10 protein-coding genes are annotated in these 13,580 nt (G+C 63.2%); 5 read left to right on the top strand and 5 right to left on the bottom strand.

From position 1 onward, the window contains the following. The first annotated feature begins 36 nt into the window (after window positions 1-36). The 5 genes from aliB (at window position 37) to BRAO375_RS14955 (ending at window position 6,231) form a co-directional block, all read left to right on the top strand. Window positions 37-1,188 carry a cyclohexanecarboxyl-CoA dehydrogenase gene (gene aliB / locus BRAO375_RS14975; protein WP_009028307.1) on the top strand — a complete coding sequence of 384 codons (1,152 nt, stop codon included), beginning with the start codon at window positions 37-39 and terminating at the stop codon, window positions 1,186-1,188. Between the two features lie 33 nt (window positions 1,189-1,221). Continuing rightward, window positions 1,222-2,865 (top strand): cyclohexanecarboxylate-CoA ligase, encoded by a 1,644-nt coding sequence (aliA, locus tag BRAO375_RS14970; protein WP_009028306.1) that lies wholly within the window; start codon window positions 1,222-1,224, stop codon window positions 2,863-2,865. An 84-nt stretch (window positions 2,866-2,949) separates the two neighbouring features. Next, window positions 2,950-3,726 carry an enoyl-CoA hydratase gene (locus BRAO375_RS14965; protein WP_009028305.1) on the top strand — a complete coding sequence of 259 codons (777 nt, stop codon included), beginning with the start codon at window positions 2,950-2,952 and terminating at the stop codon, window positions 3,724-3,726. A gap of 47 nt (window positions 3,727-3,773) precedes the next feature. Further along, on the top strand, window positions 3,774-4,961 hold the full coding sequence (locus tag BRAO375_RS14960; RefSeq protein WP_009028304.1) for an acyl-CoA dehydrogenase: 1,188 nt from the start codon (window positions 3,774-3,776) through the stop codon (window positions 4,959-4,961). 61 nt (window positions 4,962-5,022) lie between these two features. Continuing rightward, complete coding sequence (locus tag BRAO375_RS14955) at window positions 5,023-6,231, top strand: ABC transporter substrate-binding protein (protein WP_009028303.1); 1,209 nt, start codon at window positions 5,023-5,025, stop codon at window positions 6,229-6,231. A 110-nt stretch (window positions 6,232-6,341) separates the two neighbouring features. Here BRAO375_RS14955 and BRAO375_RS14950 read toward each other — a convergent pair whose 3' ends face one another. The 5 genes from BRAO375_RS14950 to BRAO375_RS14930 all read right to left on the bottom strand — a co-directional run bounded on the left by BRAO375_RS14950 (window position 6,342) and on the right by BRAO375_RS14930 (window position 13,540). After that, a complete protein-coding gene (locus BRAO375_RS14950; RefSeq protein WP_009028302.1) occupies window positions 6,342-6,662 on the bottom strand; it encodes a DUF736 domain-containing protein in 321 nt (106 codons plus the stop codon). 1,083 nt (window positions 6,663-7,745) lie between these two features. After that, on the bottom strand, window positions 7,746-9,242 hold the full coding sequence (locus BRAO375_RS14945; protein WP_009028301.1) for a sugar ABC transporter ATP-binding protein: 1,497 nt from the start codon (window positions 9,240-9,242) through the stop codon (window positions 7,746-7,748). Further along, on the bottom strand, window positions 9,239-10,333 hold the full coding sequence (locus BRAO375_RS14940; protein WP_009028300.1) for an SMP-30/gluconolactonase/LRE family protein: 1,095 nt from the start codon (window positions 10,331-10,333) through the stop codon (window positions 9,239-9,241). Before BRAO375_RS14940 ends, BRAO375_RS14945 begins: the two co-directional genes overlap by 4 nt. Continuing rightward, entirely contained in the window at window positions 10,330-12,447 is a 2,118-nt protein-coding gene (locus BRAO375_RS14935; protein WP_009028299.1) for an ABC transporter permease, read from the bottom strand. Before BRAO375_RS14935 ends, BRAO375_RS14940 begins: the two co-directional genes overlap by 4 nt. 79 nt (window positions 12,448-12,526) lie before the next feature. Continuing rightward, entirely contained in the window at window positions 12,527-13,540 is a 1,014-nt protein-coding gene (locus BRAO375_RS14930; RefSeq protein WP_035640402.1) for a sugar ABC transporter substrate-binding protein, read from the bottom strand. Between the last annotated feature and the right edge of the window lie 40 nt (window positions 13,541-13,580).

The raw sequence follows: 13,580 nt of genomic DNA, 5'->3' as shown, positions 1-13,580 counted from the left end.
CCAAGTGAACGACAAAAAGATCGGGAGGACGTGCCGATGAATCCGTATCTCGACGAGGACCTCGTTGCGCTTGGCGACCAGGCGCGCCGCTTCGCGGCCGACAGGCTTGCTCCCGGATTCCAGGAGCGCGATCGCACCCGCGTTCTCGATCGCGGCCTGATGAAGGAGATGGGCGCGATGGGTTTCATCGCGCCCGAGCTGCCGGAGCCATTCGGCGGCCTCGGCATGGCGACCCTCGCGGCCGGCGTCATCCACGAGGAGATTGCCCGCGCCGACCTCTCGATGTCCTACATCAACCTGTTGGCCTCGCTGAACGGACAGATCCTGTCACAGCACGGCAAGCCAGAGATCGTGACACCGTGGCTCGCACGCCTCGTCGCCGGCGAGGCCCCGTTCGCGATTGCGCTCACCGAGCCACGGGGAGGATCCGACGCGGCCAGTCTGCGGCTACGGATCGAGCGCGATGACGACGACTACATCGTCAATGGCGAGAAGACCTCGATCTCGGCTGCGGACCAAGCCGATGCGGCCGTCGTGTTTGGCCGGACCGGCACGGTCGAATCCGGCGCACATGGCATCACCGCTTTGCTGATCCCGCTCGACCTGCCGGGCGTCACGCGCTCGCGGTTCGACTGTCACGGTCAGCGCGCCATCGGACGCGGATCACTGTTCTTCGAGAATGTGCGCGTGCCCGGCTCGCATCGCCTCGGCGACGAGAACAAGGGCTTCGTCCAGGTGATGCAAGGATTCGACTTCTCGCGCGCGCTGATCGGGCTTCAGGTGCTGGCGGTGGCGCGCGCTGCGCTCGACGAGACCTGGCAGTATGTCGCTCAGCGGCAGGCGTTCGGCAAGACCCTGTCGGCGTTCCAGGGCGTGTCGCATCCCCTGGCGGACCTCGACACCCAGGTCGAGGCTGCGCGGCTGCTTTGCCTGCAGGCCCTATGGCTGAAGGACAAGGGACTTCCCCACAGCGCCGAGGCGGCGATGTGCAAATGGTGGGCGCCGAAACTCGCCTATGACGTGATCCACCAATGCCTGCTGATGCACGGCCATGGCGGCTATGACCGTGGCCCGATGGAGCAACGGCTGCGCGACGTCCTCGGCTTCCAGATCGGTGACGGCACCGCGCAGATCATGAAAACGATTATCGCACGCGCGCGGGCGGGACGCTCGGCCGTGCCTGCTTGACATCAAACAACGAACGAACGGGAGGGGGAAGCCATGGAATTCGACGCCGTCTTGCTCGGGCCGCGCCGCGCAGCCAGCATTGCCAATGGCCACTGGCACGACCGAACCATCAACGACGATCTGGACGCCTGTCTGGCGACGAGCCCGGACAAGATCGCGCTGACCGCGGTTCGCCTCGACACCGACACGGTGCGCCGCTTCACCTATCGCGAGATGGCAGCGCTGGCGGACCGGATGGCGATCGGGTTGTCGCGCCTCGGCGTCAGCCGCAACGATGTCGTTGCCATGCAGCTTCCCAATTGGTGGCAGTTCACGCTGCTCTACCTCGCCTGCAGCCGGATCGGCGCCGTCATCAACCCGCTGATGCCGATCTTCCGGGAGCGTGAGCTCTCCTTCATGCTCCGGCATGGTGAAGCCAAGGTGATGATCGTCCCGAAGACGTTCCGCAGCTTCGATCATGAGGCGATGCTGAGGGGCCTCATGCCCGAGCTTCCGTCGCTTACGCGCCTCGTCGTCATCGGCGGCGGCGGTGCCGACGATTTCGACGCGCTGCTGACGGTGCCGGAATGGGAGACGGCGGCGGATGCGAAGGCCATTCTCGGCTCGGCCCGCCCCGGCCCGGACGACATCACGCAGCTCATCTATACGTCGGGAACGACGGGCGAGCCGAAAGGCGTGATGCACAGCGCGAACACGCTGATGGCCAACATCATTCCCTATGCCCAGCGCCTGAAGCTCGGCACCGACGACGTGGTCCTGATGGCTTCCCCGATGGCCCATCAGACCGGCTTCATGTACGGCCTGATGATGCCGATCATGCTGAAGGCCAGCGCTGTCCTGCAGGATGTCTGGGAGCCTAACCGGGCGGTGGACCTGATCCGCGCTGAGAAAGCGACCTTCACGATGGCGTCCACGCCGTTCCTGACGGATCTGACCCGCACCGTGACCGAGACCGGCAAGCCGGTGCCCTCTCTCAGGAGCTTCCTGTGCGCGGGGGCGCCGATCCCAGGTCCGCTGGCCGAGCAGGCCCAGGCGGGCCTCGGCGCCAAGATCGTCTCGGCCTGGGGCATGACGGAGAATGGCGCGGTCACGCTGATCAACCTGGACGACGACGACAAGCTCGCCTCGACCACCGACGGCTGCCCTCTCCCCGGCGTCGAGCTGAAGGTGGTGGATGCCGACGGCAAGCCGCTGCCGCCAGGACAGTCCGGCAAGCTCCTTGTGCGAGCCTGCTCGAACTTCGGCGGCTACCTCAAGCGGCCGCAGTGGAACGGCACCGACGCCGAGGGCTGGTTCGATACCGGAGACCTGGCCTACATCACGCCCGCCGGCTACATCCGGATCAGCGGACGCTCGAAGGACGTCATCATTCGTGGCGGAGAAAACATACCCGTCGTCGAGCTCGAGGCGCTGCTCTACAAACATCCCGCCGTCGCACAGGTCGCGATCGTAGCCTATCCCGACGAGCGCCTTGGCGAGCGCGCATGCGCCGTCATCGTACCCAGGGCCGGACAGACCATCGACTTCTCCGGGATGGTCGAATTTCTCAAATCGCACAAGCTCGCGATCCAGTACATTCCGGAAAAGCTCATCGTGCGGGACGCGATGCCGTCGACGCCGTCGGGCAAGATCCAGAAATTCAGGCTGCGCGACATGCTGAAGGCCGGCGAGCTCTAGGCTCGCTCACGCGCCCCGCGCGTCCGGACTGCACTTCTCGAATCTGTCAATCGAAACGCGCCGGCGGCGCGATGGAGCACGCGCGTGCAAGACGAAGTCATACTGATCGAACGCAGCGAACGTGTCGGACTCGTCACGCTCAACCGGCCAAAGGTGATGAATGCGCTAAACGACGAGCTGATGGACAGGCTCGGCGCAGCGTTGCTCGATCTGGACGCCGATGATGCGATCGGCGCCATCGTGATCGCGGGGTCGGCAAAGGCATTCGCCGCTGGCGCTGACATCGCAGCGATGGCGGACTGGGGCTACAGCGACGTCTACAATTCCAACTTCATCACACGCAACTGGGAAACCATTCGCCGGGTACGCAAGCCCGTCATTGCCGCCGTCGCCGGGCTGGCGCTCGGCGGCGGATGTGAGCTCGCGCTGGCCTGCGACATCATCGTCGCGGGCCGCGGCGCCAAATTCGGGCTGCCCGAGATCAAGCTTGGTCTCCTGCCCGGCGCGGGCGGCACGCAACGGCTTCCTCGCGCCATCGGCAAGGCGAAGGCCATGGACATGTGCCTGTCGGCCCGCACCCTCGACGCCGACGAAGCCGATCGCTACGGCCTGGTCGCCCGCGTCGTCGACGACGAACGACTTCGCGAGGAGACCATGCGGCTCGCGTCGACCATCGCCTCGTTCTCCGCGCCAGCGCTGATGGCGCTCAAGGAATGCGTGAGCCGCGCCTTCGAGCAGCCGCTGAGCGAAGGGACGCTATTCGAACGTCGCGAACTCCACGCCCGCTTCGCAACTGCAGATGCACGCGAAGGCATGCAGGCGTTCTTGGACAAGCGCAAGCCCGTCTTCGTCCATCGCTAACCCCCGCGCCATGTGATCCCTTCCAATCGATTCGACAGGAGCGCTTGATGTCCATGACGGCCCGCCAGATCTTCCAGTGGGACGATCCTCTTTCCCTCGACGGGCAGATCACCGATGAGGAGCGCGCCGTCCGCGACACCGCGCATGCCTATTGCCAGGAGCAGCTGCTGCCGCGGGTACTAGACGCCTTCCGCCATGAGACGACCGACCCGCGTCTCTTCAGAAGCATGGGTGAGCTCGGGCTGCTCGGTCCGACGATCCCGTCGCAGTATGGCGGCGCGGGCCTGAACTACGTCTGCTATGGGCTGATTGCGCGCGAGGTCGAGCGGGTCGATTCCGGCTATCGCTCGATGATGAGCGTGCAATCTTCGCTGGTCATGGTTCCGATCCATGAGTTTGGCAACGAGGTGACCCGGCAGAAATATCTTCCCAAGCTCGCGTCCGGTGAATGGATCGGCTGCTTCGGCCTGACCGAGCCGAACCACGGGTCCGATCCTGGCAGCATGATCACCCGGGCGCGCAAGGTCGCCGGAGGCTACAGCCTGTCGGGTGCGAAGATGTGGATCACCAACAGTCCGATCGCCGACGTGTTCTTGGTCTGGGCGAAGGACGATGACGGCGCCATTCGCGGCTTCGTTCTGGAGAAGGGCTGGAGGGGCCTCAGCGCGCCGGCCATTCACGGCAAGGTCGGGCTGCGCACCTCGATCACCGGCGAGATCGTGCTCGATGACGTCTTTTGTCCCGAGGAAAACGCCTTTCCTGAGGTGCGCGGTCTCAAGGGACCGTTCACCTGTCTCAACAGCGCGCGCTACGGCATCGCCTGGGGAGCGCTCGGCGCTGCCGAGGACTGCTACCTGCGCGCCCGGCAATACGTGATGGACCGCAAGCAGTTCGGCCGCCCGATCGCGGCGAACCAGCTGGTGCAGAAAAAGCTCGCGGACATGCTCACGGAGATCACGATCGGGCTCCAGGGCTGCCTGCGGCTCGGCCGTCTCAAGGACGAGGGCGCTGCTCCCGTCGAGATCACGTCGATCATGAAGCGCAACTCCTGCGGCAAGGCACTCGAGATCGCCCGAACCGCACGGGACATGATGGGCGGCAACGGCATCAGCGACGAGTTCGGCGTCGCCCGCCATCTCGTCAATCTCGAGGTCGTCAACACCTATGAGGGTACGCACGACATTCACGCGCTCATCGTCGGGCGCGCGATCACGGGCATCGCTGCATTCAACTGAACGCTTCTGAGGCGCTGGCCCCAGTCAGATCAACCAACAATCAAATTGCAGGAGGAAACCTATGAACACCGTTCTAAAGGCAAGTGCCGTACTGCTCGCTCTCGTGCTCGGCGCTTCGGGCGCTGTCGCCCAGACACCGGTCAAGATCGGCGTGCTCAGCGACATGTCGGGGCCATACTCCGATTTCAGCGGCCCAGGATCTCTGGAGGCGGCCAAGCTGGCGATCGAGGACTTCAATGCGGGCTCTAAAAGACTTTCCGTCGAACTCGTCTCGGGCGATGCGCAGAACAAGACCGATATCGCCGGCGCGATCGCTCGCCGCTGGATCGATGCCGAAAGCGTCGACATGATCATCGACATCCCGACCTCCGGCATCGCGCTTGGGCTTGCGGGCCTCGTGAAGGACAGAAACAAGGTCCTCATCGCGACCACGGCGGGCACGTCGGAGCTGACCGGAAAATCCTGTACGCCGAACACGCTGCACTGGACGTGGGACACATGGTCGAATTCCCACGGCACGGCCGAGGCGATCGTCAGGAACGGCGGCAAGCGGTGGTACTTTCTGACGGCCGACTACACCTTCGGCACGACGATGGAGAAGGAAGCCGGAGACGTCGTCAAGGCCAATGGCGGCACGGTTCTTGGCTCTGTCCGGCACCCGCTCGACGCAATGGATTTTTCGTCCTTCCTGATGCAGGCCCAGGCCTCCAAGGCGGAGATCATCGGCCTCGCCAATGGCGGAACCGATACGATCAACGCCATCAAGACGGCCGGGGAGTTCGGCATCGTGGCCGGCGGCCAGAAGCTGGTCGGCCTGGTGCTCTTCATCAACGACATTCATGCGCTCGGGCTGAAGGCGGCGAACGGCCTCATGTTGACCACCGCCTTCTACTGGGATCTGAACGACAAGACCCGTTCCTTCGCCGAGCGGTTCGCCAAGCGCAGCAACGGCAAGGTGCCCTCGATGAGTCAGGCCGGCACCTATTCGGCCACGCTGGCCTATCTGCGGGCCGTCGAGAAGGTCGGCCATTCCAAGGACGGCGCCGCCGTCGTTGCGGCGATGCGCGACGCCGGCACCTTTGACGATCCACTGTTTGGCAGGACCGCCGTGCGCGTCGACGGCCGGGTCGTTCACGACATGTATCTGGTCGAGGTGAAGAAGCCGGAGGAATCGAAGAAGCCGTTCGATTACTACAAGGTGGTTGCCACGATCCCGGCCGATCGCGCATTCCGCCCTCTGGCCGACGGCAACTGCCCGCTGGCGCAATAACGTCTCGGCCGCTTCCCGACGTCAGACCAGCGAGGAGTAATCTGCGTAGCCGCAACGGCCAGCCGACCGCGATGCGCCCCGCCCGGGAGATCCGGGCGGGGCGCATCGGCTCACTCCGTCGCCTTGCGCGGCCGCGACCACAGGAGCGTGTAGCCCTCACCGCCTTCGTCCTCGAACAGGTTGGCGTAGATCGGGGCGTTGAACGAGGGGTCGTCGAGCTTGAGCGAGAGATAGTCGCGCCCCTCCTCGGAGCGGCGCGACCAGGCGGCGCCGATCTCGACACGCCCGGCGTAGACGCGGTGGCTCGGCGCGTTCTCGCTGGAGCGGTTGGCCTCAGGGACGATGCGCACGCCCTTGGCCTTGAGGTTCAAGGTGATGATCTCGCCCTGGAAATCGTCGCCGACCTTCTTGAAGGAACCGATGGAAGCCATGTTGTCTCTCCTTGGCTGTTTCGGGCCGCGACCACCGCGGCCTCGATGGCGCGTCTCGGGCGAATGGCGAGCGACAGCGCACCCGCAGGGCCGAAGCGGCAGCGGAGGACGGCGCCGGCCAACTTTCTTGTCCCGCGAGGAATGGGCTTCAGCCCAGGGGAAGAAAGTTGGCCGGCGGCGTTGCGCCCAGGCGATCGAGGCGCAGCCGGCCTTCGACCAGATCACGCCATCACGAGGCAAGGTGTGTCGCTGCCCCAATCAGCTGACAGGAGAGACATGTTGAACTGAGGTGGCACAAGAGACGCGGAATGACTGGCGTAAGATTGGAAACCACCGGAAAGAAAAGCGTGTGCCGACAATTCTCTCGGCCGGCAAACGTGAATCAAGCCCAGCGGAATGCCTGGGATAGTCGAAATCCGAGCGGACAGGGTCTGCCGGTTCGAGCAGGGCTGCGACGATCTCGCCGTCGGAGCTTGATGCCCTCTCGCTCAACGCTCACAATCCAGATCAATCTGCTCGAGAACGAGTGCGGTGCGGCCTCTAGGCTGCTGTGATCCTCGCTGGACCGAGTAGCGACCGTGGTCAGGTGTGCAGCGAGATTGGCAGGGACAGCTCGTCGTCGAACGACCGGTGCAATGCGGCAGCACGAACCAGGGCTGTTCCGATCAGGCGCCTTCTACCATTACCTGAACGCCGACAAGCACGACCAATCAGGAGGCCGTAAGGAGAAGCAATCACTGTCGATTGAAGGTATCGTCGCGCGGTCAGAGCGTCAGACGACCATGACTGCTCCGGCGCCCCCAAGTACAACGCGCCTTAAGCAGATATGCATCTCGATGACGAGTGCAGAAAGTTGCTTGGGATCTCGACGCGGGCCGCTTCAGCAAGGTCGGGCCCGCAGAGTTGACGGCGCTCAGGCGCGGCCTTCGCCAGGAGTCCAGACCGGAGGGGCGAGCCTGCGCCCTGTCGAGGCGGTGCCCCGCGTCCCCGAGCCGGGAAATCACCGTGACGCCGATCCGGCATATTTCCAGCACGGAGTGGGTTCGCTTGACGGGATCCGATCGATCGGAGGCCGCGGCCAGTTCAGTGGATGGCGGCATACATGATCTTCTCTTCGGTCGCTTCGATTGCCGAAAATTCTTCGACGACCTTGCCTTGCCTCGAGACCAGGATCCGATCGGATAGCGCCATAACTTCCGGAAGATAGGAGGATATCACGACCACGGCTCTGCCTTCATCGGCGAGTCTGTTGATCAACTCGTGAATTTCGACGATGGCTCCGACGTCGACCCCGCGCGTCGGCTCGTCGAAGATGATCAGCTCCGGATCCTGAATCAAGGATTTGGCGATGACAACCTTCTGCTGATTTCCGCCTGAAAGCTCAACAACCTTGACCTCGTCGCCGATGGCGCGAACCTTGAGACGTTCGATCCAGGTCTTGCCGACCTCATTTCTTTCGCGACGCGACAACCAGGCTCGTCCTCCCGGGAACTTGGCAAGCAGACCCAAATAGATGTTGCGCGTGATCGAGGCCGTCTCGAAAAAGCCCTCCACCTTGCGGTCTTCGGTGACGTAGGCGATTCCGGCTTTCACGGCCGGCGCGGGCACGCGGTATCGTACAGATTTATCATTGAGAAAAATTTCTCCACCGTGAAAGAAATCGCGCTTCAGAATGCCCGAGACGATCTTGAATGTCTCGGTGCGGCCCGAGCCGACCAGTCCGAACACACCCGTGATCTGGCCCGCGAACACCGACAATGAGGTGTTCCTGACCATCGGCGCCATTTTGAGATTCTGTATTGTCAGCACCCGCCGGCCCGCCGGCCGCACTTTGTCCTTCCGCACACCATAGAGCGTGTTTGATAGGTTTCGTCCGACCATGGCCTGAACGATGCGTGCGCGATCAAATCTCGAGGCGTCGTCGGTGACGACGTGCTTGCCGTCCCGCAGGACGGTGATGCGATCGGCCAATAGCAAGGCCTCCTCAAGAGCGTGCGAGATGAAGACGATCGAAACCCCGCGCCTCTTCAAATCCCGCACCAAATCGAAGAAATACTTCTTCTCCTCTGGCGTGAGCGTTGCCGTCGGTTCGTCAAAAATGATGACTTTCGCCTTGTGCAGCACGGCGCGGGCGATTTCGACCATCTGCTTCTTGGCCGCGCCCAAGCCGCCGACGGTCGCCGTCGGCGCGACGTCGAAGTTGAGCGATTGAAGGAATTGCTGAGCCGCGATGTAGATGCCGCGCAGCCGATTGTAAAATCTCTCCTGGCCGAGAAACAGGTTCTGCGCCACAGTCATCGTCGGCACGAGACTGTTTTCCTGAAACACCATGGCGATGCCAAGATGCCGCGCCTCCAGCGGCGTTCTCGGAGACACCGCCACGCCATCCACCGTCATTGCACCTGATGTCAAGGAGACGACGCCGGCCATGACCTTGGTCAGCGTCGACTTGCCTGCGCCATTTTCGCCGACCAAGGCGTGGATCTCGCCCCGCCTCAGCTCGAAATCGACGCCCTCGATCGCCGGCACACCGGCATACAGCTTGGTTGCCTTGGACAGGGAGAGGATCACCTCGCTCATGGCAGTAGCTCCTGGCCGAGGGTTGCAAGGGGCAGCCTGAGGACCCTGCCTGGCCCCTTTGCGATCATGACCAGGTCGCCGCCGAATTCGACGGCAGCGACGATGCCGTGATTGACGCCATCAGCCCGGCTATGCAGCGAATGACGCGGCAATCCGTCGGCACCGAGCCGGATGACAAGTCCATACGACCGTGGGGGAGCCCACGGCTTCATGACACCCATGGTCTTGATGTGCGCCCCCTGCAGCGGCTCCTTGAAGGACTGGCCGGACCTGAGCCGTGGTGCCACCCAATAGTCAGGCTCGATCTCAGCAATCATGCGGCGCCGGTAGGCCGGTTCGCGCAGCACGAACTCGACCAGTTGCGTGCGGGCGATAAAGGCGGTCAGCCAGAAGCCGCCGCCATGCGCCGGTGCAAGCCGGGAGGGATAGACCGGCAGGTGATCAAGCACGACCCTGCGGGTGCCGTCAGGTGCGATCGAGACCAGACGGTGCCGCCAGCTTTCACTGACGAGCACGTCGTTGCCGTTTGCGACGGCACCGAAGGCGTAGCGAAGCCCGCCCGCGAGCTGCTGCATCGCCCGCGTCCGCGGATCGAGCCTGAAGACACGGCCGGTGTCACCGAGCTCCATCAGGTCACGCGCCCAATCGTCGACCTTATACGATGACGAACCATCGGTTGCGATCAGGGCGCCGTCGGCCGCGAGCGCAAGCGCGTTGACGGCGCGCAACTCACCGGTGAATGTCGAGACCGGCGTCTGAGTGGTGAGGGTCTCATAGATATGAACCTCAGTCCCGTTAATGGCAATGGCGACACCGCCGGACGGAAGGACGGCCAGCGCGGAGATCGGCCGCTCGAACCTGCGGACTTCCGTAGGCGACGATCCGGCCCATCGCAGAAGCCGCTCGCCGTCGGCGATGAGAAGCGAACGGCCGTCGGACACAATATCCTCCGGTGCTTCACATTCGAGGAGCGTTTCGGCTGCCTCCAGCATTTGATTGGCCTTCAGCGCCCCGTCGAACGACGGAACAGTGATGGTCGCATCACCACGGCCGAGCAAGCGGTTCGCGAATTCACGGATGGCGGCGATCACGAATGCCTCCTCCAGCGCCTGTCGTAGTGAACGAAATCGGGATCGGCGTTTTCCAGCTTGATGCGCCCGATCCGATTGTTGGCGATGCCGCCGAGATAGAGATAGCCGCGATGTTCCCGCATCGAGGTGATCATTGGATGATTGACGCCCTTAAGGTCCCAGAGAGATTCCAGGATCTGGCCCTGCTCGTTGAATTTGACGACGCACCCGGTGTTGATGTTCGGGAATAGCCACTCGTCGATCGGCACCCGCTTGGCCATGCGCCGCCGGAAGCCCGGCATCTTCCACGCCAAGTCGAGCGAAGGGCTGCGCATGCCGACCAGCGCCAGCCAGTAATTGCCATCCGACGCCAGGTTGATGTTGTCGGGATAGCCCGGCAGGTTGTCCATGACGGTCTCGACCGCGCCTTTCTTCGGACCAGCGAACCAGTATCGCTTGATCGAGCAGCCGAAGGTCTCCGCGAACAAGATCGACTGACCGTCGCTGGCAACAGCGACGCCGTTCGGAAACTTAAGTCCGCGTAGCACGGTCTGGGTCGTTCCGCTCTTGGTGTCGTAGCAGATAATGCGACCGTTGCCGCGCGCTTCAAGCCCGTCGATCGGCCACTCATCCATCTCGTAGCGAACAGTTGCTTCCGAGAAGAAGATCAGGCCGTCATCGGTAATATCGAGGTCGTCAGCGAGCCGCAGCCGGCTGTCGTCATTCACCGAATACAGGCTGCGGTTGGTTTCATCGGTCGCCTTCTCCACGGTTCCCTCGGGCGCGATGCGGTAGAGACCCATACCGCCGATGCAGACGTAGAGATTGTCCTGGCTGTCGAACGCCATTCCGAGCGGCTGGCCGCCGATATGAGCGAAGACCTCCATCCGCTCATAGTCCGGCGGATAGAAGCGGATGATGTCGCCGTGACGGGAGCCGGCATAGAGCACGTCGTTGCGATCGAGGATGACGTCTTCGGGCGCCTCGATCCGCCCGAGCCCAATGAGGGACACGTCGCGAAGCTTGTCATTCTGCTCGAACGGTCCGCCCTTTCCGATCTCGGTTGGAGGCGGTGGCGGCAGCGCATGATAGGTCGGTGCAACGTAGACCTTGCTGATGATCCGCGTGCGATTCTTCTGCCAACGGATATCGACCATCGCGGCCGCCAGGAGGATCGTTGCAAGGGCCATACGATTGACGCCGCCACGCGCGTTCATCGCGGTCAAGCCGTTGGTCATCAGGAGGACGATGAGCACACCGACCAGCGACTTGACGACCGACCCCTTGCCACCGCCGAGCGTGATGCCGCCGAGGACGGTCGCAGTCAGGACGATCACCTCGAGGCCGACGCCGATGTCGCCGCCTACGGTTCCGAGCCGGGCGGCAAAGAACAGCGCACCGATGCTGGTCAGAACGCCGCTCGCGACGTAGCAGAGCGCGATGGTCCGCCGCACCGGAATGCCGGAATTGTAGGCCGAGCGGCGCGATCCGCCGATCGCCGTGATGTGCCAGCCGGGCCGCAGCCGCGTCAGAAAGACGTGGCCGACGATGGCGACGACGACATACAGCAGCGCGACGCTCGGGATTCCCAGAACATCCCCGCCGCCAATGAAATCCCACGAGGGGATATCTGGAAGCGATGACGCGATGGCATTCGAATAGCGTTGAATCAGCAGATCGAACGCCGAGCGATAGATGATCAGCGTGATCAGCGTGGCGATGAAGGCGCGAAGTCTCAGATATCCGATTAAGAGTCCGTTCACGGCGCCAAGCAGCCCGCCGACGACCATGGTCGCCACCACCACTGCAGGAACGGGCCAATTGAGAACGTCGAGGAGATAGAGCGCGCAGAAATCCGTCAGGGCAAACATCGATCCGACCGACAGGTCGATGCCGCCGACGATGACCACAAGCGCCATTCCGAGGCCAATGAAACCAATCTCTCCAGCCTGGCGCGCAGTGTCGGCGAGGCTCGCGGGCGATAGAAAGTGCTCCAGGACCCGGCTCAATGCGAAGCCGACGATCAGGAGCAGAAGCACCGGAACGGCAGTTTCGGTCCACCTCTTGGACAGGATCTCGCCGAGAAGATGGTCGGGCCAGTAGCGATATCGCAGCCGAGTCAATGTGTCGCGCATCTGCCTTCCATGGGTACTGCCTATGCAATCGTCATGAGGCGCGTTCCGGCTGAGCCGGAACGCGCGCCGCGGAGCGTCGTCACTTCTTGAGGTCGGAGAGGTTCCAGCACGACGTCTGGGAGTCTGCGTTCTCCTTCGTGATGGGAATGAGCGTGCTGTATTCGAAGCCCTTGACCGAGCCCGCCTTTACCCCCGAGGACAGCAGCCACTTGATCGTTCCGGCCATCTGCGCCGCCTGCGTCGGCACGTCGTAGCTCATGTTCAGGTCGAACGAGCCGTTCTTCACGAGCTCGCAGGCGCCCTTGCGCTCTCCACCGCCCGATGTTGCAAGGAAGACCTTGCCGGTGAGCCCCGCCTCCTTGATCGCAGCGGCAGTTCCGATATCCATGCCATCCCAGAAGCCCACGATGCCGCACAGGTCGGGATTCTGCTTCAGGACCGTCTGTGTGATGGCCTTGGCTTTCGCCGCATCCCAATCGGCCGCCTGGCTCGACACCACCTTGATTTCAGGATGCTTGGCGAGAACGTTCTCGACGCCCTTGAGTGTGTAGGCACTGGCGGCCGCGGACAGCGCCCCCTGAATGATCGCGATCTTGTTCGACTTGCCCTGGCAGGCCTTCACCACCCCTTCGGTCTGGCGTTCGCCGATCTCGATCCAGTTCGCGCCGACGAACGCGGAGCTGCGATAGGCTGATCCCATGTTGATCTGGATGACGTAGATCCCTTCGCTTTCGGCGCGCTGCAACAGCTTGGCATAGGTCTGGACGTCGGGATTGTGGATCACCATGACCGCCGGCTTCTCAGAGATGAGCGAGGTGACGGCCTGCGCCCCTGCGTTGGTGTTCCAGTTGGGATCGCGGATCTCGAACTTGACGCCGTAGGGCTCGAGCTCCTTCTTCAGGCCCGCGTACCAGCCCTCCGTCAGATCGAAATTCATTGCGACTGGCACGTAGGCGACCGTCTTGCCGGCAAGCGCCTCGCGAAAGGTCTTCTGAAAGGGTTCGTCAAGCCCCTGCTGCGCGAGCGCCGGCGCCGCAGCCGCCGCGAGCGTCACCGCCACCAGACTTCCAATTACTAAGCTATGCGTACGCATCGTCGTTTTCTCCCGTTTGATGTTTGGGTTTTTCGAACCG

The organism is Bradyrhizobium sp. ORS 375 (assembly GCF_000239775.1).
GTDB lineage: Bacteria > Pseudomonadota > Alphaproteobacteria > Rhizobiales > Xanthobacteraceae > Bradyrhizobium.
This window is presented reverse-complemented; position numbering and strand designations above follow the sequence as displayed.